General features: G+C 74.0%; 17 protein-coding genes and 3 pseudogenes. 13 read left to right on the plus strand and 7 right to left on the minus strand.

All coding sequences use genetic code 11. The features are described from left to right. Positions 1–71: 71 nt before the first annotated feature. Both ACSUPT_RS16810 and ACSUPT_RS16815 read right to left on the minus strand, forming a co-directional pair. Positions 72–1232 carry an NADH-quinone oxidoreductase subunit D gene (locus ACSUPT_RS16810; RefSeq protein WP_351964030.1) on the minus strand — a complete coding sequence of 387 codons (1161 nt, stop codon included), beginning with the start codon at positions 1230–1232 and terminating at the stop codon, positions 72–74. Positions 1233–1237: 5 nt separating this feature from the next. Further along, positions 1238–2311 carry an SAM-dependent methyltransferase gene (locus ACSUPT_RS16815; protein WP_436946224.1) on the minus strand — a complete coding sequence of 358 codons (1074 nt, stop codon included), beginning with the start codon at positions 2309–2311 and terminating at the stop codon, positions 1238–1240. Positions 2312–2568: 257 nt separating this feature from the next. Between ACSUPT_RS16815 and ACSUPT_RS16820 the strand changes: the two genes are divergently transcribed. After that, positions 2569–3768 (plus strand): sensor histidine kinase, encoded by a 1200-nt coding sequence (locus ACSUPT_RS16820; RefSeq protein ID WP_436944810.1) that lies wholly within the window; start codon positions 2569–2571, stop codon positions 3766–3768. A 113-nt stretch (positions 3769–3881) separates the two neighbouring features. Further along, positions 3882–4562, plus strand: a complete 681-nt coding sequence (locus ACSUPT_RS16825; protein WP_351964032.1) for a response regulator transcription factor — start codon at positions 3882–3884, stop codon at positions 4560–4562. Between the two features lie 132 nt (positions 4563–4694). Here the strand turns inward: ACSUPT_RS16825 and ACSUPT_RS16830 are convergent, their stop codons facing one another. The 3 genes from ACSUPT_RS16830 to ACSUPT_RS16840 form a co-directional block, all read right to left on the minus strand. Further along, positions 4695–5081, minus strand: coding sequence for a hypothetical protein (locus ACSUPT_RS16830; protein WP_436944811.1), 387 nt, complete (start codon positions 5079–5081; stop codon positions 4695–4697). A gap of 200 nt (positions 5082–5281) precedes the next feature. Then, positions 5282–6379, minus strand: a complete 1098-nt coding sequence (locus tag ACSUPT_RS16835) for a DUF5937 family protein (protein WP_351964082.1) — start codon at positions 6377–6379, stop codon at positions 5282–5284. Between the two features lie 740 nt (positions 6380–7119). Further along, on the minus strand, positions 7120–8400 hold the full coding sequence (locus ACSUPT_RS16840; protein WP_436946225.1) for a threonine aldolase family protein: 1281 nt from the start codon (positions 8398–8400) through the stop codon (positions 7120–7122). A gap of 356 nt (positions 8401–8756) precedes the next feature. Between ACSUPT_RS16840 and ACSUPT_RS16845 the strand changes: the two genes are divergently transcribed. The 10 genes and pseudogenes from ACSUPT_RS16845 (at position 8757) to ACSUPT_RS16890 (ending at position 17878) form a co-directional block, all read left to right on the plus strand. After that, on the plus strand, positions 8757–9701 hold the full coding sequence (locus tag ACSUPT_RS16845; RefSeq protein WP_436944812.1) for a Rossmann-like and DUF2520 domain-containing protein: 945 nt from the start codon (positions 8757–8759) through the stop codon (positions 9699–9701). Continuing rightward, the gene (gene panC, locus ACSUPT_RS16850) at positions 9698–10876 is read left to right on the plus strand and encodes a pantoate--beta-alanine ligase (protein ID WP_436944814.1); all 1179 of its coding nucleotides are present in this window, start codon (positions 9698–9700) and stop codon (positions 10874–10876) included. Before ACSUPT_RS16845 ends, panC begins: the two co-directional genes overlap by 4 nt. Beyond that, a pseudogene (locus tag ACSUPT_RS16855) lies at positions 10873–12576 on the plus strand (L-aspartate oxidase); the annotation flags it as partial. The gene panC and the pseudogene ACSUPT_RS16855, both read left to right, overlap by 4 nt. A 161-nt stretch (positions 12577–12737) precedes the next feature. Then, positions 12738–13778: a carboxylating nicotinate-nucleotide diphosphorylase gene (gene nadC / locus ACSUPT_RS16860; protein ID WP_351964035.1), complete on the plus strand. Its 1041-nt coding sequence runs from the start codon at positions 12738–12740 to the stop codon at positions 13776–13778. 3 nt (positions 13779–13781) lie between these two features. Continuing rightward, positions 13782–14588, plus strand: coding sequence for a type III pantothenate kinase (locus ACSUPT_RS16865; RefSeq protein ID WP_361656254.1), 807 nt, complete (start codon positions 13782–13784; stop codon positions 14586–14588). Positions 14589–14729: 141 nt separating this feature from the next. Next, positions 14730–15410, plus strand: a complete 681-nt coding sequence (locus ACSUPT_RS16870; RefSeq protein WP_399219607.1) for a hypothetical protein — start codon at positions 14730–14732, stop codon at positions 15408–15410. A gap of 14 nt (positions 15411–15424) precedes the next feature. After that, on the plus strand, positions 15425–15613 hold the full coding sequence (locus ACSUPT_RS16875; RefSeq protein ID WP_351964037.1) for a hypothetical protein: 189 nt from the start codon (positions 15425–15427) through the stop codon (positions 15611–15613). A gap of 140 nt (positions 15614–15753) precedes the next feature. Further along, a pseudogene (locus tag ACSUPT_RS16880) lies at positions 15754–16078 on the plus strand (BlaI/MecI/CopY family transcriptional regulator); the annotation flags it as partial. An 817-nt stretch (positions 16079–16895) separates the two neighbouring features. Further along, a pseudogene (locus ACSUPT_RS16885) lies at positions 16896–17399 on the plus strand (amino-acid N-acetyltransferase); the annotation flags it as partial. A 143-nt stretch (positions 17400–17542) separates the two neighbouring features. After that, a complete protein-coding gene (locus tag ACSUPT_RS16890; protein WP_023587237.1) occupies positions 17543–17878 on the plus strand; it encodes a histone-like nucleoid-structuring protein Lsr2 in 336 nt (111 codons plus the stop codon). 163 nt (positions 17879–18041) lie between these two features. Here ACSUPT_RS16890 and ACSUPT_RS16895 read toward each other — a convergent pair whose 3' ends face one another. After that, positions 18042–18647: an SCO3374 family protein gene (locus ACSUPT_RS16895; protein ID WP_436944816.1), complete on the minus strand. Its 606-nt coding sequence runs from the start codon at positions 18645–18647 to the stop codon at positions 18042–18044. 430 nt (positions 18648–19077) lie between these two features. On the opposite strand from ACSUPT_RS16895, the gene ACSUPT_RS16900 reads away from it, so the two are divergent. Beyond that, a complete protein-coding gene (locus tag ACSUPT_RS16900; protein ID WP_351964039.1) occupies positions 19078–21603 on the plus strand; it encodes an ATP-dependent Clp protease ATP-binding subunit in 2526 nt (841 codons plus the stop codon). A gap of 120 nt (positions 21604–21723) precedes the next feature. On the opposite strand, the gene dacB is transcribed toward ACSUPT_RS16900, so the two are convergent. Next, positions 21724–23349 (minus strand): D-alanyl-D-alanine carboxypeptidase/D-alanyl-D-alanine endopeptidase, encoded by a 1626-nt coding sequence (gene dacB, locus ACSUPT_RS16905; protein ID WP_351964040.1) that lies wholly within the window; start codon positions 23347–23349, stop codon positions 21724–21726. Positions 23350–23375 lie beyond the last annotated feature (26 nt).

Raw genomic sequence — 23375 nt, forward strand, 5'->3', positions numbered from 1 at the left:
CGTACCGCCGTCTCCCCGGCGCGGACGTACCGGCGCCGCGGGCGGGCGCCCGTGTGCCGACGGCGTGGCGCCTACTTGTCGATGTCGCCCACGACGAAGAAGAACGACCCCAGGATCGCGACCATGTCGGCGACCAGCGTCCCCGGCAGCAGCTCCGACAGCACCTGGATGTTGTTGTACGAGGCGGAGCGCAGCTTCAGCCGGTACGGGGTCTTGTCGCCCTTGGACACCAGGTAGTAGCCGTTGACGCCGAGTGGGTTCTCCGTCCAGGCGTACGTGTGGCCCTCCGGGGCCTTGAGGACCTTCGGCAGCCGCTGGTTGATCGGGCCGGGCGGCAGCTCCGCGATCCGGTCCAGGCACGCGTCGGCCAGGTCCAGCGCGTTGTGGGTCTGCTCCAGCAGGCACTCGAACCGCGCGAGGCAGTCGCCCTCCTGCCGGGTGACGACCTTCAGCGTGTCCTGGAGCTCCCCGTACGCGAGGTACGGCTCGTCCCGGCGCAGGTCGAAGTCGACGCCGGACGCGCGGGCGATCGGGCCGCTCACCCCGTACGCGTGCACGGCCTCGGGGGACAGGACGCCGACGCCGCGGGTCCGGCCGCGGAAGATCTCGTTGCCGAGGACCAGCCGGTCGTACACGTCCATCCGCGAACGGACGGCCGCGACGGCCTCGCGGGTGCGGCCCAGCCACCCCGCCGGCAGGTCCTCCTTCAGCCCGCCGACCCGGTTGAACATGTAGTGGATGCGGCCGCCGGAGACCTCCTCCAGGATGTGCTGGAGGTCCTCCCGCTCCCGGAACGCGTGGAAGATCGGCGTGATCCCGCCCAGCTCCAGCGGGTACGAGCCGAGGAACATCAGATGGTTCAGCACCCGGTTCAGCTCCGCGAGCAGGGTCCGGGTCCACACGGCCCGCTCCGGGACCTCCATGCCCAGCATCCGCTCGACGGCGAGGACGACGCCCAGCTCGTTCGAGAACGCCGACAGCCAGTCATGGCGGTTGGCCAGCATGATGATCTGCCGGTAGTCACGGGCCTCGAACAGCTTCTCCGCGCCGCGGTGCATGTACCCGATCACCGGCTCGGCGTGCTGGATCACCTCGCCGTCCAGGACCAGGCGCAGGCGGAGCACACCGTGGGTGGAGGGGTGCTGGGGGCCGATGTTCAGCACCATGTCGGTGCTCTCGGCGGCACCGCCGATGCCGACCGTGGTCTCCCTGGACTGGGTGGTCTCCGTCATGCCGCTCAGTATCCCCCGCCGGGCCGCCGCTGCAGGAGCCAGGTGAAGTCGCCGAGCCCGCCCCGGGCGGTCAGCTCGGCGGCCTCCCCGGCGGCGGCGAGGCCCCGCACGTACGCCGCCGGATCGCTGGAGGCCAGCGCGAGCGGCGGGCGCTCCCCGGACACCCCGAGCCCCCGCAGCGCGTCCCGCTGGGACAGCAGCTCCGCCGCCCCCGGCGCGGCGGCCGCGCACGCGTCCAGCGCCACGTGCGCCGTGATGTCGCAGGTCCCGTCGGGCACGGGCGGCACCTCCCGGCCCGCGCGGAAACCGGTGAGCGTACCGAACGGGGGCCGCGCCCCCGCCGAGTGCGCGTAGTCCACCGCGACGGCCAGCCCCGCCTCCACGGTGCCGGCCGCCGCCGCCCACGCCTCGTCCCGCGGACGGCCGATCTCGGCGCGCCCACCCGGCTCGCGCAGCGGCCACCAGCGGTCCAGCCACCGCGCGTCCGCCCCGGTCACCGGAGTGCCGAGCCGCTCGGCGCCGTCCCGCCGCACCTCCACATACCGGGGCGTCCCCTCCTCGTCGGCCTGGGCGACGTCCACCGGGACGTTGTCCAGCCACTCGTTCGCGAACAGCAGGCCCCGCACCCCGGCGGGCGGCTCGGCGACCCACTCCACGCGCGGGTCCAGACCGGCGGGACGGGGCGCTCGCTCCACGGCGTACGCCCGTACGCGCACGCCCGGCGGCAGCCCCTCGGACCCGCCCGCGCCCCGCGCGTCCAGCGCGTCGAGCACACCGGTCACCAGCTCGCCCCGGCCGGCGCCCATGTCGACGAACGCGACCTCGACGCCGTCCGCCCCCGCCTCGGCGCCGTCCGCCGCGCGCAGTTCGGCGGCGACCCGCACCAGAAGCCGGGCGACGGCGGCGGCGTACAGGCGGGAGGCGTGCACGGAGGTACGGAAGTGACCCGCGGGACCCTCGGGACGGAGGTAGAACCCGCCGCCCGGCCCGTACAGCGCCTCCTCCGCGGCCACCCGCCAGCGCCGCCACTCCCCGCCGCCGCCCCGCCCCGCGTCCGCCTCCCGGGCGCCGCCCGCCACCGGCCTGTCGGCTGCGCGCGTCCTGGCCGGGGCCCCGCCCGTCACCGCCCTGTCGGCCGCGCTCGCCCCGGAGGCCCCGCCCGTCACCGGCCTGTCGGCCGCGCCTTCCGCGCGCGTCCCGGAGGTCCCGTCCGTCGTCTCATCCGCCACGGGCACAGTCTCCCCCGCGGGGGTCCACCCTGCGGAGTAGGAGGTCGGCGCCCGGATCGCACTCCTGGTTGACCCGTGCACCTATCGGATTTCCCTACGCTTGCTACGTGCAGCGCCTCTACGACTTCCTCCGCAGGCACCCGACGGGCGTCGACAGCTTCTGGGCGGTGATGCTGTTCGGGTTCTCCTCCCTGTGGGTGGCGACGGTCCCGCACGGCGGGCCGAACGACCTGATCGGCGTCGCGGTCGTCGGGCTGCTCGCGCTGGCCGTGGCGCTGCGCCGACGCCGGCCCGGGGCGATGCTGCTGCTGGCCGTCGCCCTCGGCCTGGCCCAACTGCTGATCGGCCTGCAGCCCAACCCGGCCGACTTCGCGATGCTCGTCGTCATCTACACCGTCGCCGCGCACGACGGGCCGCGCTGGGCGTCGCGGCTCGCGCTGGTCGGCGGGGCGTGCGCGGCCCCGATAGCGCAGCTCAGGTGGCCGCTGGAGGGCGTCTCCACCGCCGGGCGGGTCTTCTTCACCGTCGTGATGTCCGTGCCGTTCGTCCTCGCCTGGGTGCTCGGCGACTCGATGCGCACCCGCCGCGCCTACCTGGCCCAGCTGGAGGAGCGCGCCGACCGGCTGGAACGGGAGCGGGAGGCGCAGGCGAAGGTCGCGGTCGCCGCCGAGCGGGCCCGTATCGCGCGGGAACTCCACGACGTCGTCGCGCACAACGTGTCCGTCATGGTCGTCCAGGCCGACGGCGCCGCCTACGTCCTGGACGGCTCGCCGGACCAGGCACGGCAGGCGCTGGAGACCATCTCCTCCACCGGGCGCCAGGCCCTCGCCGAAATGCGGCGGCTGCTCGGCATCCTGCGCACCGGCGAGCCGGAGGAGGCCGGCGAGTACGTCCCGCAGCCGGACGTGCAGCAGATCGAGGACCTCGTCGAACAGGTCCGCACCGCCGGACTGCCCGTCGACTTCAAGATCGAGGGCACCCCGAGGCCCCTGCCCAGCGGCGTCGAGCTCACCGCGTACCGCATCGTGCAGGAGGCCCTCACCAACACCCGCAAGCACGGCGGCCCCGACGTGGGCGCCTGCGTCCGGCTCACGTACTTCGACGACGGCCTCGGCCTGCTGGTCGAGGACGACGGCCGGGGCGCCGCCCAGGAGATGTACGTGGACGGCGGCGCCGACGGCAGGGGACACGGCCTGATCGGCATGCGCGAGCGCGTCGGCATGGTCGGAGGCACCCTGGACGCGGGCCCGCGCCCCGGCGGCGGCTTCCGGATCAGCGCGCTGCTCCCCCTGAAACCCGCCCACTAGCCTCAGCCCCCCGCCCCCACGCCCCGCTTCCCCCGTCTCACCCCTCCCCGCCCCTTCTCGCTTCGCCCCTCACGCCTCGCCCCTCCCGCCTCGCCAGGAACAGGACCCCGGATATGACCATCCGTCTGATGCTCGTCGACGACCAGGTGCTGCTGCGCACCGGTTTCCGCATGGTGCTGGCCGCCCAGCCGGACATGGAGGTCGTCGCCGAGGCGGGCGACGGCGTGGAGGCCCTCCAGGTGCTGGCCTCGACCCAGGTCGACGTCGTGCTGATGGATGTGCGCATGCCGAAGCTGGACGGTGTGGAGGCGACCCGCCGCATCTGCTCGCAGCCGGGCGCGCCCCGCGTCCTCATCCTCACCACGTTCGACCTGGACGAGTACGCCTTCTCCGGGCTGAAGGCCGGCGCCAGCGGCTTCATGCTCAAGGACGTGCCCCCCGGCGAGCTGCTCGCCGCGATCCGCGCCGTCCACAGCGGCGACGCGGTGGTCGCCCCGTCCACGACCCGCCGCCTGCTCGACCGGTTCTCCCCGATGCTGCCCAGCAGCACCGGCCGGGAGCCCGAGCACAAGGCCCTGGCCCGGCTCACCGAGCGGGAGCGCGAGGTGATGCTGCTCGTCGCCCAGGGCCTGTCGAACGGCGAGATCGCCGCCCGGCTGGTCCTCTCGGAGGCCACGGTGAAGACCCATGTCGGCCGCATCCTGACCAAACTGGAGCTCCGCGACCGCGTCCAGGTCGTCGTCCTCGCGTACGAGACGGGCCTGGTCCGCGCGGGCGGAGGCTCCCTGTCCTGAGACGGGTGCCGTGGTGTCGTGAGGCCGGCGGCGCGGCCGCTCACGGCACTCGACCGGCGCGGGTGCCCTGCCGCCGCCCCTGCCACGTACGGAGCGGGTGGTCCGCAGACGGGGACCTCAGTGCCCGTCGCCTCACCAGAGCAGCGTCAGCGCCGCCACCAGCAGGAAGCCGGCCCCCGCCAGGAATCTCGCGGCCCTGGGGCGCCGCCGCGGGTCCGAGAGGACCGAGAGGAGCAGGAGGGGGACGGACGGGAAGAATACGAACATCCCGAACCAGGAGCCGATCAGCGACCACGGCAGCAGCACCGCCGCGATGACCCCGGCGGCCCACCGGAAGGCGGCGGGCCGGGCGTGGAGCAACAGCGGTACGCCGGTCAGCGCCGTGGTCGCGGCCACGAGGGGCAGCGCGAAGAACGACGGGTAGCCGGAGCCGATGACGGGAGGCAGCGGGACGACCACGGCGCACACGGCCAGGCCGATCTGCCACGGATGAACACTCTCGCGCGCGGTGTCCCGCATGGCCGCCCCCGGAACTCGTTCTTGAACGCGTTCAAGATACTCCCGGTCGGCGGCAGACCCGGACGCGGGGTTCGACGGAAGCCCCGCAGAGCCGCCCCCCGTCGCCCACCCTCGCGATCCCGCCGCCCCGCTCCGGAGGAAAGGCCGTCTCCGCCCAGCAACAGCAGCGCAACCGGATGCCCGGCTTCCCGATCACCGCCCTAACGCAGCACCGTCTCCAGGAAGTCGCTGCCGATCCTGGCCACCGCCGCCACGTCCAGCTGATGCAGCACGTACCGGCCCCGGCGGCGGACCGACACCAGCTCCGCCTTCTTCAGCACCGACAGATGCCGCGAGACCTCGGGCGCGGTGATCCCGTACGTGTCGGCCAGCTCGCTCGTCGTGTACGAACCGCGCGCCAGCTGCCGGCACAGGCGCATCCGCATGGGGTGGGCCAGCGCCTCCATGCGCCGCTGGAGCAAGTCCACCGACGCCGGACCCGCCACGGTGGGGCCGCCCACCGGGTACTGCACCACGGGCCGCCAGCCCGGCGCGTGCAGCACCAGCAGGTGCGGCCAGCCGAAGCTGGTCGGCACGAACGTCACACCGGGCCCGACCTCCGGGTCCACCGCCGTGGTCCCGCCGTGCGCCATCTTGTCCACGCTGAGGCGCCGCCGCGCCCCGTCCTCCTCGACGGCGACGGCCGGGGACACCGCGCGCACCGCCTCGGCGAGCCCCTTGCGGCGCAGCAGCTCGCTCTTCTCCCGCGCGTCCACCACCAGCCCCGGCCCGACCCGCCGCCAGGTGTCCGCGAAGAACGCCTCCTCGCAGTCCTCGAACAGGCGCCGCAGCCACGCCCGCGCCCCGCTCGGGTCGTCCAGCAGCCGGCGTGTGAAGTCCAGCTGCCGGGGCCCCCGGTTCGCGGCCCACTCCAGCGCCCGGTCGGGTACCACCGGCGCGCCCGTCGTGTACGTGGAGCAGTTGAACTCCAGCGCCGCCCGCAGGAACCGCTCCTCGTCCAGCCGGTCCAGCAGGTCCAGCTCCTCCGCGAGCGTCCCGCCGGGCCGCCCGTCCCCGCCCGGCAGCCCCGCGTACGGCAGGAACACATCGGACATGGTCGCCGTCCACAGGAAGTCCGCCTCATGGAGCCGGTCGGCCAGGTCGGGCTTGAGGCCCGCGGCGGTGGCCGTCGCCCACCCGTGCAGCCCCGGATGGTGCGCCGGCTCGGCCAGCGCGTGCAGGGCCACGCCCAGTTCCGCGAGGGGCGAGATCGCGAAGGTGATCCGCTCGGGCGGCAGGCCGGTGATGTCTATCGTCACGCTCACGCCCCTATGGTGCGGTGCGCCGCGACCCCCGGACCGTCGCTTGACGACCCTCGTCAATCGACGCACGGACCGAAGGACGTCCACCGCAGCCTGGTCCCATGAACGCGACCCAGCAACACCTCCTCGACTCCTACCGCGCCGCCCAGCACGGCGTCCCGCTCCCCCCGGCCCCGGGCACCCCACCCCGCCGGACCCCCACCCCGCCCCACGACACCCTGCCGAACCCGACCCCGGCCCCGCCCCCGCCCCGAGGACGGGCACGGCGATGAGGGAGGGGCCGGCGACGGCGGGCGGCGACTGGCGGGCGGTGACCAGCCAGGTTGGCGGAGGGGGCGGCGCCTACGGACCGGCGACCGGCGACCGGCGGGGCGGCGACCGGCGAGGTTGCGGAGGGAGCGGCGTCTACGGGGCGGCGACCGGCGAGGTTGGCGGAGGGGCCGGCAGCCTACGGGCGGCGACCGGCGGGGCCGGGACCAGCGGGGGGCGGTCCGGCCGGGCGATGTGCGTAAGGGCATGGTCCGGCCGGGCGGTGACGGAGGGGCAGGCGACCGGCGGGGCGCTGACTGGCGAGACGGTACCGGCGGGGTGAGGTGCGGCCCGGGCGAGAACCACACCCCTGGGCGCTCGCGCCGCGCCGACCGTCCCTCGGGGGCCCCTCCCCCCCCCGCCCCCGCCCCTCCCCGCCCCCATCCACCCCCCACCCCGTCCACCCCTGCCCCACCCACCCCACCCGCTCAGCCTTCGTTGGCGACCTGCCGCACCAGGTCCATGAAGCGCCGCACCGCCTCCTTCACGTCGTCGGCCGTCCACTCGAGCCCCGGTCCCGTGACCGTCACCTCGGTCATCGCGACACCGGGCGGGCCGCCCGCGCTGCCCTCGAACCAGCGGCGGAACAGGAGCGTCCCCGACTCGGCCAGGCGGACCGCGGCCTCCGTCAGGACGTCGGGCCCGTACGGGAGCCACACCTGGAACTCATGGGTGTGCGGCTCCTCCGGGTGCACCCGGTACCACGGCACGCCCGCCGCCTCGAAGCCGTCCCGCAGCGCGCCCGCCACCATCCGCGCGTGCGCCACGTACGACGGCAGCCTCGGCAGCTCCCGCTCCAGGCCCAGCAGGGCGGCCAGCGCCGCGGGGTGCTGCTGGAACACGTTGCCCCCGTACCGGTGGCGCCACGCCCGTGCCTCCTCCACGAATGGCTCCGGCCCCACGAGCGCCGCCCCCGACAGGCCGTTCAGCGACTTGTAGAAGGACACGTACACGCTGTCCGCCAGGCCCGCGATCTCCGGCAGGTCCCGCCCGAAGTGGGCGGTCGTCTCCCACAGCCGCGCCCCGTCGAAGTGCACCACCGCGTCGCGCTCGCGCGCGGCCTCCACCACCTCCTCCAGTTCCTCCCAGGCCGGCAGCACGAACCCCGCGTCGCGCAGCGGCAGCTCCAGCATCAGCGTCCCGAACGGCTCCGCCACCTCCCGTACCTCGTCCGCTGTCGGCAGCCGGGCCGCGTGGGTCGGGTGCACCGTCCGCAGCCCGCTCACCACCGACAGCGCGTCCCGCTCGTGTACTTCGGGATGGGCGAGCGGGTGCAGCGCCACGACCGGGTTGCCGGTCCGTCCCGCCCAGCACCGCAGCGCGACCTGCTGCGCCATCGTCCCCGTGGGGAAGAACGCCGCCGCCGGGAACCCGAGCAGCTGCGCCACCCGCCGCTCCAGGTGTTCGACGACGCCGTTCCCGTATGTGTCGACGCTGTCGTCCAGGTCGTACACCGACGGTCCCTCGCCGGTCAGCCGCGCCAGCCATTCGGCGGGTGTCGCCTCCGCCGACGTCCGGTGCAGCAGCCGTCCCGCCGCCCGCCATGCCGCGATCCGCCGTCTCCGCCCGGCGTCGTCATCGCCGCTTGCGCCGCCCGCCCCGGTTTCCCGTTCCTCTTCTCCTCCCCCTTCTCGCCCTTCTCCCGGTGTCCCTTCCTCCGCCGGCTCCTCCACCGTGTCATCGTCCGGGCTCTCTGCCCGAGCCCTCATCGAGCCCTCCCCGCCGACGCCGCCCGCGCCGCACGCGCCGCCCGCTTCGCCCACGCCGCCCGCGCGCCCCTCTACCCCCTTCTCCGCTGCCTTCGCGGGGCGCGGTCCGGCTCCCGTTCCGGCCATTTCCCGGTCGTCCGTCACGGTCTCGTCCCGTCGGCCGACGGGCTTGCCGTCGTCGTCCATCGCACCAGTCATGCCGCGATCATGCACGGGCGTTATCCACAGGCGCGTGTGATTATCGGACTGAGCGTGGGTGGCTGTGGACGGTGCGGAAGCGGCGGCGAAACGCTGGCGTAGCATGACCAGAAATCGTCCGGTACCCGCCGAGGACTGGAACGGAAGGCCGTCGCCACGTGAACCCATCACCAGAACCCCGCCCCGCCCGGCTCACCGTCGGCGTCGTGGGCGCCGGCCGGGTCGGACCCGCCCTGGCCGCGTCCCTGCAGCTCGCCGGACACCGCCCGGTCGCCGTTTCCGGTGTGTCCGACGCGTCCCTGAAGCGCGCGGCCGAGCTGCTGCCCGGTGTGCCCGTGGTTCCGCCCGCCCAGGTGATGGAGCGCGCCGAGCTGGTCCTGCTGACCGTGCCCGACGACGCCCTGCCCGGACTGGTCCAGGGCCTCGCCGACACCGGGGCCGTACGCCCGGGGCAGCTCCTCGTCCACACGTCCGGCCGGTACGGCGTCGGCGTGCTCGACCCGGCCCGCAGGGCCGGCGCGCTGCCGCTCGCCCTGCACCCCGCCATGACGTTCACCGGTACGAGCGTCGACGTGCAGCGGCTCGCCGGGTGCTCCTTCGGGGTGACCGCGCCCGAGGAGCTGCGCCTGGCCGCCGAGGCGCTCGTGATCGAGATGGGCGGCGAGCCCGAGTGGATCGCCGAGGAGTCCCGCCCCCTCTACCACGCGGCCCTCGCCCTGGGCGCCAACCACCTCGTCACCCTGGTGGCCCAGTCGATGGAGCTGCTCCGCCGGGCCGGAGTGGGCGCGCCCGACCGGATGCTCGGCCCGCTGCTCGGCGCCGCGCTGGACAACGCGCTGCGTTCCGGTGACGCCGCCCTCACCGGCCCCGTCGCGCGCGGCGACGCCGGCACGGTCGCCGCGCACGTCGCCGAGCTGCGCAAGCACGCCCCGGCCACGGTCGCCGGCTACCTGGCGATGGCCCGCTCCACGGCCGACCGGGCTCTCGCGCACGGTCTGCTCAAGCCCGAGCTCGCGGAGGACCTCCTCGGGGTACTCGCCGCGGGCCCGGCAGGCGAAGGAAGCCCCGAGACCGAGGGCCCGGAAGGAGACACCAGCCGATGAGCCCGACGTCGCACGCCCCCCGGACGTCCGACGGCACCACCGGCGCACGCCCTGGTGTCACGCTCGTCCACACCCGCGAGGCCCTCGACCGGCTCGTGGACCGGGTCCGCACCCGCACGCCCCACCCCACGGCCCCGGCCACCACCCCCGAAGCCCCCGCGACCGCCGAAGCCCCCGCGGCAGCCGAGGCCCCCGCCACCGCCGAAGCCCCCGCGACCGCCGCCCCGCAGCTCGCCGTCGTCATGACCATGGGCGCGCTCCACGAGGGGCACGCCACGCTCGTGCGGACCGCGCGGGAGCGGGTCGGGCGGGACGGCTTCGTCGTCGTCACCGTCTTCGTCAACCCGCTGCAGTTCGGCGCGGGCGAGGACCTCGACCGCTACCCCCGCACCCTGGACGCCGACGTGCGGGTCGCCGGGGAGGCGGGCGCCGACGCGGTGTTCGCGCCCTCCGTGGACGAGGTGTACCCGGGCGGCGAGCCACAGGTCCGGATCTCCGCGGGCCCCATGGGGCAGCGGCTGGAAGGCGCCTCACGCCCCGGCCACTTCGACGGCATGCTGACGGTCGTGGCCAAGCTGCTGCACCTCACCCGCCCCGATGTGGCGTTCTTCGGCCAGAAGGACGCCCAGCAGCTGGCGCTGATCCGGCGCATGGTGCACGACCTGGCGTTCCGCGTGGAGATCGTCGGCGTGCCGACCGTCCGCGAGCCCGACGGCCTGGCCCTGTCCAGCCGCAACCGCTACCTGTCGCCGCAGGAGCGCCGCACCGCGCTCGCCCTGTCCGCCGCGCTGTTCGCCGCGCGCGACCGGCTCGCCGCGCAGCAGGCGCTCCGCGCGCGTGCCGAGACCCTGCCCGCTTCGCCCAGCCGCGCCGAGGCCCTGTCCAGGCTCGGCGAGTCCCGGGCGGCCGCCGACGCGCACGCCGTCGCCCAGGTGGCCCAGCACGGGCCCGCCGGGGGCGCCGACGCCGTACGGGCGGCCGCGCGTGCCGTGCTGGACGAGGCCGCCAAGGCGGAGCCGCCGCTCGTACTCGACTACCTCGCCCTCGTGGACCCGGCCGACTTCACGGAGGTGCCCGACGACCACACCGGCGACGCGGTGCTGCTCGTCGCCGCGAAGGTCGGCACGACCCGGCTGATCGACAATCTGCCCCTCACCTTCGGAGCCCCCGCATGACCGGCATACGACTGCATGCCCCGGCGCCCGGCTGGGCCATCGACGCCGACGTGGTCGTCGTGGGCTCCGGCGTCGCGGGCCTCACCGCCGCCCTGCGCTGCACGGCGGCCGGGCTCCGTACGGTCGTCGTCACCAAGGCACGCCTGGACGACGGCTCCACCCGCTGGGCGCAGGGCGGGATCGCCGCGGCGCTCGGCGAGGGCGACACCCCCGAGCAGCACATGGACGACACGCTCGTCGCGGGCGCCGGCCTGTGCGACGAGACCGCGGTGCGCGCGCTGGTCACGGAGGGCCCCGACGCCGTACGGCGGCTCATCGAGACGGGTGCCCGGTTCGACAAGGACGCCTCCGGCACGATCGAGCTGACCCGCGAGGGCGGCCACCACCGCCGCCGCATCGCGCACGCGGGCGGCGACGCGACGGGTGCCGAGATCTCCCGCGCCCTGGTGGACGCGGTCCGCGAGCGCGCCGTCCGCACCATCGAGAACGCGCTCGTCCTGGACCTCCTGACCGACGCCGAGGGCCGCACGGCCGGTGTCACCCTCCACGTCATGGGCGAGGGCCAGCACGACGGTGTGGGCGCCGTCCACGCCCCGGCGGTCGTCCTCGCCACCGGCGGCATGGGCCAGGTGTTCTCCGCGACCACCAACCCGGCCGTCTCCACCGGTGACGGTGTCGCGCTCGCGCTGCGCGCGGGCGCGGAGGTGAGCGACCTGGAGTTCGTCCAGTTCCACCCGACCGTCCTGTTCCTCGGCCCCGAGGCGGAGGGCCAGCAGCCGCTGGTGTCCGAGGCGGTACGGGGCGAGGGCGCCCACCTGGTCGACGCGGACGGCGTCCGGTTCATGGTCGGGCAGCACGAGCTGGCCGAGCTGGCCCCGCGCGACATCGTCGCCAAGGGCATCATGCGGCGGATGCGCGAGCAGGGCGCCGCCCACATGTACCTCGACGCGCGCCACTTCGGCGCCGAGATGTGGGAGTCCCGCTTCCCGACGATCCTCGCCGCGTGCCGCACCCACGGCTTCGACCCGGTGACCGAGCCGATCCCGGTCGCCCCTGCCGCGCACTACGCCTCCGGCGGCGTCCGCACCGACCTGCGGGGCCGCACCACCGTGCCGGGCCTCTACGCGTGCGGGGAGGTCGCCTGCACCGGCGTCCACGGGGCGAACCGGCTCGCGTCGAACTCCCTCCTGGAGGGCCTGGTCTTCGCCGAGCGCATCGCCGACGACATCGCGGCGGAGCTCGGCGCCGGCTCGGCCGTACGGGAGCCCCGCACGGTCACGCCGGTGCCGCACCCCTCCCCGCGCGTCCTGCCGCTGCTGGACCCGGCCGCCCGCGCGCGGGTGCAGCAGGTGATGACCCTCGGCGCGGGTGTCCTGCGCTCCGCCCGGAGCCTCGCGGAGGCGGCCGGGCAGCTGGACGCCATCCACGCGGCCGCGCTCGGCGAGGGGGAGGGCGGCCACAAGACGGCCGAGCCGGGCGTGGAGTCCTGGGAGACCACGAACCTCCTGTGCGTCGCCCGCGTCCTGGTCGCCGCCGCCCGGCGCCGCGAGGAGACCCGCGGCTGCCACTGGCGCGAGGACCACCCCGACCGGGACGACACCGCCTGGCGCCGCCACCTCGTCGTACGGCTCCGCCCGGACCGGAGTCTGGACGTCCGTACGACCGAGACCCACGACTTCCCCCCGACCGTCCGGCCCGCAGGTCCTTCCACCGCCCGGCCCGCCGACGGGACCGGCCCTTCCAGCGGCCGGCCCGCCGAGGACACCGGCCGGCCCGCCGAGGAGACCGGTCCTTCCACCGCACAGCCCGCCGATCACACCGCCGCCGCCGCACAGGCCGCCGCCCGCAGGGAGCAGCAAGCATGACCACGCCCGAAGAACGCCCGCAGCCCGTGGACGTCCCCCTGATCCAGATCGGCGCCCCCGCGCCCGCCCAGGACGCGGCGGAGGCGGGCGGCTGCGGTGACGGCTGCGGCTGCGCGGCCGGCCCGGACGGCGACGAGGTGTACGAGTGCGGGCTCGACCCGGCGCTCGCCGAGCTCCTCGCCCAGCTGGGCCTCGACCCGGTGCTGGTCGAGGACGTCGCGTACCGCGCGATCGAGGAGGACCTGGACGGCGGCGTGGACGTCACCACCGTCGCGACCGTCCCGGAGGACGCCGTCGCCACCGCCGACTTCACCGCCCGCGAGGCCGGCACGGTCTCCGGCATCCACGTCGCGGAGGCGGTGCTGTCCATCGTCTGCACCGACGAGTTCGAGGTGGAGCGGCACGTCCTGGACGGCGACCGCGTCGAGGCGGGGCAGAAGCTGCTGTCCGTCACGGCCCGCACCCGCGACCTGCTGACCGGTGAGCGCAGCGCCCTCAACATCATGTGCCGCCTCTCCGGCATCGCCACCGCCACGCGCGCGTGGGCGGACGCCCTGGAGGGCTACAAGGCGAAGGTCCGCGACACCCGCAAGACCACGCCGGGCCTGCGCGCCCTGGAGAAGTACGCCGTGCGCTGCGGCGGCGGCGTCAACCACCGGATGTCGCTGTCCGACGCGGCGCTGGTCAAGGACAACCACGTGGTCGCGGCGGGCGGGGTCGCCCAGGCGTTCAAGGCCGTGCGGGAGCAGTTCCCCGACGTGCCGATCGAGGTCGAGGTGGACACGCTGCACCAGGTCCGCGAGGTCCTCGACGCGGGCGCCGACCTGATCCTGCTGGACAACTTCACGCCCGCCGAGACCGAGGAGGCCGTCGCGCTCGTCGCGGGCCGCGCCGTCCTGGAGTCGTCGGGCCGGCTCACCCTGGAGAACGCCGCCGCGTACGCCGCGACCGGCGTCGACTACCTCGCGGTGGGCGCGCTCACCCACTCGTCGCCGATCCTCGACATCGGCCTCGACCTGCGAGAGGCCCGGGGCTGACCGATGCTGCTCACCATCGACGTCGGCAACACCCACACCGTCCTCGGCCTCTTCGACGGCGAGGAGATCGTCGAGCACTGGCGGATCTCCACGGACGCCCGGCGCACCGCGGACGAGCTGGCGGTGGTCCTCCAGGGCCTGATGGGCATGCACCCGCTGCTCGGCGACGAGCTGGGCGACGGCATCGAGGGCATCGCGATCTGCTCCACGGTCCCGTCCGTGCTGCACGAGCTGCGCGAGGTGACCCGCCGGTACTACGGCGACGTGCCGGCCGTCCTGGTGGAGCCGGGCATCAAGACGGGCGTGCCGGTGCTGACCGACCACCCCAAGGAGGTCGGCGCCGACCGGATCATCAACTCGGCGGCGGCGGTCGAGCTGTACGGCGGCCCGGCGATCGTCGTGGACTTCGGCACGGCGACGACGTTCGACGCGGTCAGCGCGCGCGGCGAGTACGTCGGCGGGGTCATCGCGCCCGGCATCGAGATCTCCGTCGAGGCGCTCGGCGTCCGGGGCGCGCAGCTCCGCAAGATCGAGGTGACCCGGCCGCGCGGCGTGATCGGCAAGAACACCGTGGAGGCCATGCAGTCCGGCATCGTCTACGGGTTCGCCGGCCAGGTCGACGGGGTCGTCCACCGCATGCGGCAGGAGCTGGTCGGACCCGGCGGCGACCCGTCCGACGTGACGGTCATCGCGACGGGCGGGCTGGCGCCGATGGTGCTCGGCGAGGCGAAGCTGATCGACGAGCACGAGCCGTGGCTGACCCTGATCGGGCTGCGCCTCGTGTACGAGCGGAACGTCGGCCGCATGTGACCCGGACCCGGTGGGCGCGACCCGCCGGGACAGGCCGGAGCGGGGCCGTGTCGGAGCGTGATGCGAGCGGGGCCGGGGGCTGAACGCGCCCGGCCCCGCACCTGCGCCAACTTTGTCCGAAGTGCCCGTATTGTCGGAACTATGCCCACGCCATACGGACCCCGAGGCGGCCTGGCGTTCAGCGCAGACGAACTGCGAGTGCTGCGACGCGCCCTGGGCCACGCCCTGCACCCGACCCCGCTCGCCGACGAGGACGTACGGGACTGTCTGCGCCTCGCCCGGGCCGTGGACGAAGCGGCCCGCGAGAGCGGCAGGATGAGGTCCTTCCTCCTCGCCGACCTGGCCCGCTACCGCGCCGCCCTGCCCGGCGCCGCCCCCGGCTACCTGGACCTCCTCCAAGGCGCCCTCGCCGCCGGATACGACCCCGCGCCCGACGACCTGGCGGCGCTGCGCGCACTGCACGGCAACCCCGCGGCCGCCGCGCTCCTGGCGCGCTGCGAGCGCCTGGCCGAGCGCGCGGTGCGGGCCCGCCTCGCCGGCCGCCACGCCGCGCCCGAGCCCGCCGCCCCGGCCGCCCCTGCGGCCGCCGTCCCCACGGCCCCGGCCGCACTGGCCATCCCGGCCCCGGCAAGTCCCCGCACCCGGCTCCTGGTGCTCCAGGGCGGGCGCGCCGGGGAGGGGGCCGACGAGCCGAAGCGGCCGCAGCCGCCCAAGCCCTCCGCCCCCTCGCCCGCGGGCCGCCCGGTGCCCAAACCGTCCGAGGTCTTCCCGCCCCGCCGCCGCCCCGCGCCGCCCCCGGCGGAGAAACGGGCCGCCGGGTAGCTACGCTGGATGCCATGGACTACGTATCCGCGCTCCTTCCGCCCGTGGTGATGGCCATCTTCTTCACCGCGGTGGTGAGGACGATCATCAAGAGCCAGGGCGGCCCGAACAAGTCCAAGGAGGACGCCGCCGTCGACGCGGCGTTCGCCCGCGCGGAGGCCGCCCGCCAGTCCGACGGCTCCCCGGAGCCCGGCAAGGCGTGACCCTCTGAAGGGCGCCGAGAGGACGTACGACGTGATTCGCGTCGTACGTCCTTTTTGTTACGTCAATAGCTGTTCATTCAGGGAACGCCCACTATGGTGGCCGTGTGCCCCGTCAATTGGGAGAGCTTGAAGACGCCGTCATGACGCGCGTCTGGCAATGGAACCGTCCGGTCACCGTCCGGGAAGTCCTGGAGGATCTCCAGCGGGAACGGTCCATCGCCTACACCACGGTCATGACCGTGCTGGACAATCTCCACCAGAAGGGCTGGGTACGGCGGGAAGTCGTCGGCCGGGCCTATCGATATACGGCGGTCTCCACGCGCGCCGCCTACTCGGCCGCACTGATGAACGAAGCGTGGTCGCAGAGCGACAACCCGGCCGCCGCACTCGTCGCCTTCTTCGGCATGATGTCGCCCGGGCAGCGCGAAGCGCTCAACGACGCGATCCGCATCGTCCAGCGCGACACCCCGGAAACAGCCGAGACCCCGGAAGGCGCCGCACGGCCGGAACGTGAAACTCCCGGAAAAGGCGCGCCGTTCACGCCGGGAGAAGCACCGAATGCGCCCGCGGAAGGCACTGCTCCGGGCGACAGCGCTCCGCACGCGGACGAAAGCGGAGTGCGAGGCGAGGGCCAAGGCCGCCCCTTGCGCGCCGCGCCCCCCGCCGCCCCGCAAAGCGGCGCCGAACGCCCCCCGGAAAGCCCCGCTGACGGATTCCCGCCCGAAGAGTCCCCACAGCCCGTACGCCCCGCCCGGCCGCCGAGGTCCGCCGAGCGCGAAGAACACCCCCTTACGGAGCCGGAGAACCCCGAGCCGGAGAACCGCGAGCCCGGAAACCCCGAGCGGGAGAACCCGGAGCCCGGGAACGCGGAGCCGGAGAACCCCGAGTCGGAGAACCCCGCCGGCGCCGGGACGCCCGCCCCGCCCGTGGACCCCGCCGAGCCCGCCCCGCCCGCCGCTCCGGCAGGGCCCGAGGCCGCGCCCGCCCACCCCCACGACGGCCCCGCGCACGAGGGCGGCGCCGGGCGGGGCGGCGCGGAACGGTAGCGTTCCCGGCCATGTCGTCCACGTCATCCGCCCCGTCCCCCGAAGGCGCCGCGTCCGGCCCCGGCACCGCCCCCGGCTCCCCCTCCGCCGCACCGGCGCCGGCCGCCGCCCCGCCCGCCGGGAGCCCCGCAGAAACCGGCCACACCCGTGACACCGGCCAAACCGGCACCACCGGGAACGCCCACAACACCGGCAACGCCGGGAACACCGCCGGCGACGCGGGGAACGCGCGGGGGAAAGCCGTCACCGTCCGCCGCGCGCGCACCTCGGACGTACCCGCCGTCCGCCGCCTCGTCGATCCCTACGTCGCCCGCGGCATCCTCCTCGACAAAGCGACCGTGACGCTTTACGAGGACATCCAGGAGTTCTGGGTCGCCGAACGCGACGAGGACGCCACCGTCGTGGGTTGCGGCGCACTCCATGTGATGTGGGAAGATCTCGCCGAAGTCCGCACTCTCGCCGTCGACCCCGACTTCAAGGGCGCAGGCGTCGGCCATCAGGTGCTGGACAAGTTGCTGCACACCGCACGCTGGCTCGGGGTGCGCCGGGTATTCTGTCTCACCTTCGAAGTGGACTTCTTCGCCAAGCACGGCTTCGTGGAGATCGGCGAGACGCCGGTCGACGGAGATGTCTACAGCGAGCTCCTGCGTTCCTATGACGAGGGCGTCGCGGAGTTCCTCGGTCTCGAACGGGTGAAGCCGAACACCTTGGGCAACAGCCGGATGCTTCTGCACCTGTGACGGGCCCCCGGAAGCGAGCCCTATGTCCGAATCGCGTATGTTTCCCGCGTTCTCGCGGTTCTGAACCCGTCCCAAGGGTTTGTGTTTTTCCGGGAAAAGCGGTTTCCTTTCCGCGTACTGCATTTTCGATGAAAGGAAATCCGGTGGCGCAGAAGGTTCAGGTCCTTCTTGTCGACGACCTCGACGGCGGCGAGGCGGACGAGACGGTGACGTTCGCTCTGGACGGCAAGACCTACGAGATCGACCTCACCACCGCCAACGCGGACAAGCTGCGTTCCCTGCTCGAGCCGTACACCAAGAGCGGCCGGCGCACCGGCGGCCGCACCGCGGGCGGCCGCGGCAAGGGCCGCGCCTCCGCGAGCGGCAGCCCGGACACCGCGAAGATCCGCGCGTGGGCGAAGGAGAACGGCTACCCGGTCAACGACCGCGGCCGCGTCCCGGCCGAGGTGCGCCAGGCGTACGAGGACGCCAACCGCTGACCGGCGGCCTCCCGGCACCAGGCCGCACCCGCGGCCCGAGCCGGACCCGTCAGGCCGGGCCGGACGCACCGGACGCCCGGCCCGCGCCCCGAGGCGGGCCCGCGGGTCCCCGTGTGACCGATGCCGTACGGGAGGCCGGCGCGCCCCGCGCGCACCGGCGCCGTCACCGCCGGGGAACGCCCCGGCCGCGGCCGGGGCGAGCGCGGGCGGCCAGCAGCCGGGCCCGGTGGCACTCCGCCGCGGCCACGGCCACCAGCCGCACCAGCCCGGAGCCGTCCGAAGGCCCCGCGGCGCCGATCCCCGGAAGCCCCGCGAGGGTGGCCTCCACCTCGCGCCCCGGCTCCGGCGGACGCAGCCACACGGAGGCACCGGGCGCGCCCGACGCCTCCCAGCCCGGGGGAGTGGGGGCGGTCATCCGCCCGCCCGCTCCCCACACGGCCAGGTCCAGGGGTACCCCGCCCCACTCCAGCCAGTCCAGGAGACCGGGAAGCTCGTCGGCGCTCCCCGGGGCCACCAGGACGCGCATCCGGCGCCCGGCCACCGCGACCGGCCACTCGCCCGGCACCCGCCGCAGCACGGCGAGTCCGGCTGCGGACGGCAGGTCCAGGACGTCGAAGCGCACCCCGGTCAGCAGCCGCGCCGGCGGCCCTCCGGCGGTCGCCCAGCCCAGCCGGTCCTCGTACCAGCGCGCGACGGACGGCCATCCCGGACGCGAGGGGCGCCCGCCGAGCGGCGGACGGGGAGCGGGAACGGGGACGATGGGCGCCATGCCGGGGGAACTTCCGACGACCGCCGGAAGTTACGGAAAGTGCGGCGGTGATCGCGCTGCGTGCGCGTTCCGGAGGTGTGCGGGGGCGGACCGCCACGCAAGGATGTTCGCCCGTAGCTGAGGCCCCGGGGGTGCGCCGCATGGACTGTCACTGCTTGCGGGTAAGACATGCCTAGTGGGGAGGGGCGACACGCAGGCGCGGACGTCTCACGTTCGCCATCGGCGTACTGCCGGTACGGGTATCTGCCTGGCCTGCGGGAACATCGTCTCGCACCATCGGGTTGGAGCATTTGTCGGCGTTCGGGGTCAGGAGGCCATCGACGGGTGTCGGCAGTTGGAATGAGCGGTCCCCGCTTGCGGGACTAAGCTGCGGAAGGACAGGGAGGGGACCGACCCCTTACTGCCTGACCGCTCTGAGGAGCGATTAACGATGTTCGAGAGGTTCACCGACCGCGCGCGGCGGGTTGTCGTCCTGGCTCAGGAAGAAGCCCGGATGCTCAACCACAACTACATCGGCACCGAGCACATCCTCCTGGGCCTGATCCACGAGGGTGAGGGTGTCGCCGCTAAGGCCCTGGAGAGCCTCGGGATTTCGCTCGAGGCGGTCCGCCAGCAGGTGGAGGAGATCATCGGCCAGGGCCAGCAGGCCCCGTCCGGGCACATCCCCTTCACGCCCCGTGCCAAGAAGGTGCTGGAGCTGTCGCTCCGCGAGGCCCTTCAGCTCGGCCACAACTACATCGGCACCGAGCACATCCTGCTCGGCCTGATCCGCGAGGGCGAGGGCGTCGCCGCCCAGGTCCTCGTGAAGCTGGGCGCCGATCTCAACCGGGTGCGGCAGCAGGTCATCCAGCTGCTCTCCGGCTACTCCACGGGCAAGGAGGCGGCCACCGCCGGCGGACCCGCCGAGGGCACGCCGTCCACGTCCCTGGTCCTCGACCAGTTCGGCCGCAACCTCACCCAGGCCGCCCGCGAATCCAAGCTCGACCCGGTCATCGGGCGCGAGAAGGAGATCGAGCGGGTCATGCAGGTGCTGTCCCGCCGTACGAAGAACAACCCGGTCCTCATCGGCGAGCCCGGCGTCGGCAAGACCGCCGTCGTCGAGGGCCTGGCGCAGGCCATCGTCAAGGGCGAGGTGCCCGAGACCCTCAAGGACAAGCACCTCTACACCCTGGACCTCGGCGCGCTGGTCGCCGGCTCCCGGTACCGCGGTGACTTCGAGGAGCGCCTGAAGAAGGTCCTCAAGGAGATCCGCACGCGCGGCGACATCATCCTCTTCATCGACGAGCTCCACACCCTCGTGGGTGCGGGCGCCGCCGAGGGTGCCATCGACGCCGCGTCGATCCTGAAGCCGATGCTGGCCCGCGGTGAGCTCCAGACCATCGGCGCCACCACGCTCGACGAGTACCGCAAGTACCTGGAGAAGGACGCCGCGCTGGAGCGCCGCTTCCAGCCCATCCAGGTCGCCGAGCCGTCGCTGCCGCACACGATCGAGATCCTCAAGGGTCTGCGCGACCGGTACGAGGCGCACCACCGTGTGTCCATCACGGACGAGGCGCTCGTCCAGGCCGCCACGCTGGCCGACCGGTACATCTCCGACCGCTTCCTGCCGGACAAGGCGATCGACCTGATCGACGAGGCCGGTTCCCGGATGCGCATCCGCCGGATGACCGCGCCGCCGGACCTCCGCGAGTTCGACGAGAAGATCGCCTCCGTCCGCCGGGACAAGGAGTCCGCGATCGACGCGCAGGACTTCGAGAAGGCCGCGTCGCTGCGCGACAAGGAGAAGCAGCTCCTGGCCGCCAAGGCCAAGCGGGAGAAGGAGTGGAAGGCCGGCGACATGGACGTCGTCGCCGAGGTCGACGGCGAGCTGATCGCCGAGGTCCTCGCGACCGCCACCGGCATCCCGGTCTTCAAGCTGACGGAGGAGGAGTCCTCCCGTCTGCTCCGCATGGAGGACGAGCTCCACAAGCGCGTCATCGGCCAGAAGGACGCCATCAAGGCCCTGTCGCAGGCCATCCGCCGTACGCGGGCCGGCCTCAAGGACCCGAAGCGCCCCGGTGGCTCGTTCATCTTCGCCGGCCCGTCCGGTGTCGGTAAGACCGAGCTGTCCAAGACGCTCGCCGAGTTCCTCTTCGGCGACGAGGACGCGATGATCTCGCTCGACATGTCGGAGTTCAGCGAGAAGCACACCGTGTCCCGCCTCTTCGGCTCCCCGCCCGGATACGTGGGCTACGAGGAGGGCGGCCAGCTCACCGAGAAGGTGCGCCGCAAGCCGTTCTCCGTCGTCCTCTTCGACGAGGTCGAGAAGGCCCACCCCGACATCTTCAACTCCCTGCTCCAGATCCTGGAGGACGGTCGCCTGACCGACTCCCAGGGCCGGGTCGTGGACTTCAAGAACACGGTCATCATCATGACGACCAACCTCGGGACCCGGGACATCTCCAAGGGCTTCAACCTGGGCTTCGCCGCCCAGGGCGACGTCAAGACCGGCTACGACCGGATGAAGGCGAAGGTCAACGAGGAGCTGAAGCAGCACTTCCGCCCCGAGTTCCTGAACCGTGTCGACGACACGGTCGTCTTCCACCAGCTCAGCCAGGACGACATCATCCAGATCGTCGACCTCATGATCGCCAAGGTGGACGAGCGTCTGAAGGACCGCGACATGGGCATCGAGCTCAGCGGTGACGCCAAGATCCTCCTGGCGAAGAAGGGCTACGACCCCGTGCTGGGTGCCCGTCCGCTGCGCCGGACGATCCAGCGCGAGATCGAGGACATCCTGTCGGAGAAGATCCTCTTCGGCGAGCTGCGCCCCGGTCACATCGTGGTCGTGGACACCGAGGGCGAGGGTGAGGAGAAGAAGTTCACCTTCCGCGGCGAGGAGAAGTCGGCTCTGCCGGACGCCCCGCCGATCGAGGCGGCCGGCGGCGCCGGACCGAACCTGTCCAAGGACGCCTGACGCGCGACGCGCATCGAGGCTGAAGCCTGAAGGGGCCCGCCCCGGACCGTGCACCACGGTCCGGGGCGGGCCCTTTTCACGCCTCGCGGGAGGCGGGAGGCCCGGCGGCCGGGAGGGGCGTCAGCAGCCGGTCCGCGGCTTGAGCCAGGTGCACTCCAGGGACGGGGCCGGGGGCGCGGTGCGCCGTTCGGGGCGGGGGGACGCCTGGGCGATGTCGCCCGCCGCCGTGTCGGACGAGGCGAGGGTGACCACGATCGCGTCCTCGATGTCCTTCACGGAGGACGCCAGGTGGTTGTTGAGGACCACGCTGTAGACGAGCCGGCGGCCGGCCGCGTCCGTGACGTAGCCGGAGAGCGCCGACGCTCCGGTCAGGGTGCCGGTCTTGCCGCGGGCGTTCAGCGCGGCCGGGGTGTCGCACATCCGGCGCCGCAGCGTGCCGCCGACGGCCCGGTCCGGGTCGCAGGCGACCGGCAGGGAGGCGTACCAGTCGGCGTACCAGGGGGCGTCCCGCACGGCGAGGAGCAGATCGGCGAGCTGCCGGGCCGGGAAGAGGTTCATCCGGGACAGGCCCGAGCCGTCGGCCTGCCGGACCACCGACGTGTCGACGCCCTCCTTCGCGAGGTAGTCGTCGATGGCGGCGAGCCCCGCGCTCCAGGTGCCGCTGCCGGACACCTCGTGGCCGACGGCCTTGGTGAGGGCCTCGGCGTGCATGTTGTTCGAGAGCTTCATGAACGGGTGCATCAGCTGCCTGAGCGGCATCGACTGGTGCACCGCGACGGGCCTCGCCGACGAGGGCGCGGCCAGGCCGAGCCGGGTCGGGCCCTCCACGCGGACGCCGTGGGCGGCCAGCGCGTCCGCGAAGACGGCGGTCGCGTACCCGGTCGGCTCGTCGACGGTGATCCACTCCTTGGTGGGGGAGGCGCCCACCGGGATCTCGCCGCGGATCACCAGCGTGTTGGTGCCGTGGGCGCGCTCGATGGTGAGGGTGTCGGGGCGGCCGCTGCCCACGGTGGTCGCCCGGTTGTCCACGCGGACGTAGTCGGTGCGGGGGGTGAGGGTGACGGCGGGGCGCTGCCCGCCGGCGGTGGGGGCCGCCTCGACGATGACGGTGCCGGCGTCGTAGTCGGTGTCGGGGGCGAGGGTGAGTGCGGAGATCTGCGCGGAGTAGTACGAGGACTCGTCGTCCGCCGCCCAGGAGCGGCCCAGCCGGTTGGCGTCGAAGCGGGTGTCGTCGGCGACGAGGCGGCCGGTGACCCGGCGGATCCCGGCGGCGGCGACGCGCGCGGCGAGCCGGTCGTAGTCGGCGGCCAGGGTGGTGGGGTCGCCGGTGCCGCGCAGGTAGAGGTCGCCGTGGAGGGCGCCGGCGTACTGGCGGCCGGTGGCCAGCACCTCCGTGCGGAAGCGGTGGTCGGGGCCGAGGAGGGCCATGGCGGCCACCGACGTGGGGATCTTGGTGTTGGAGGCGGGCATCAGACGGTCGCCGCTGTCCCGCTGGTAGAGGGTCGCGCCGGTGTCGGCGTCGGCGACGACGACCCCCGCCGCGGCGCCGTCGAGGCGCGGATCGGTGAGGATCTCGTCGATGGCGCCCTTGAGGCCGGTGTCGGACGGGCCGGCGCCGGCGGGTGCGCCGGTCGCGCCCTGGACGGTCCAGGCGAGGAGCGCGGCGAGGCCGAGCGCGGTGGCGCGGGCGGTCAGGGACGTACGTGCCGGCTTGCGTGTCTGCGTGGTGCGCGTCACGGGTCTCATGGCGAAAGGGTCCCGGAGCGAGGGCC

This window comes from Streptomyces sp. SudanB25_2051, assembly GCF_964272635.1.
GTDB lineage: Bacteria > Actinomycetota > Actinomycetes > Streptomycetales > Streptomycetaceae > Streptomyces.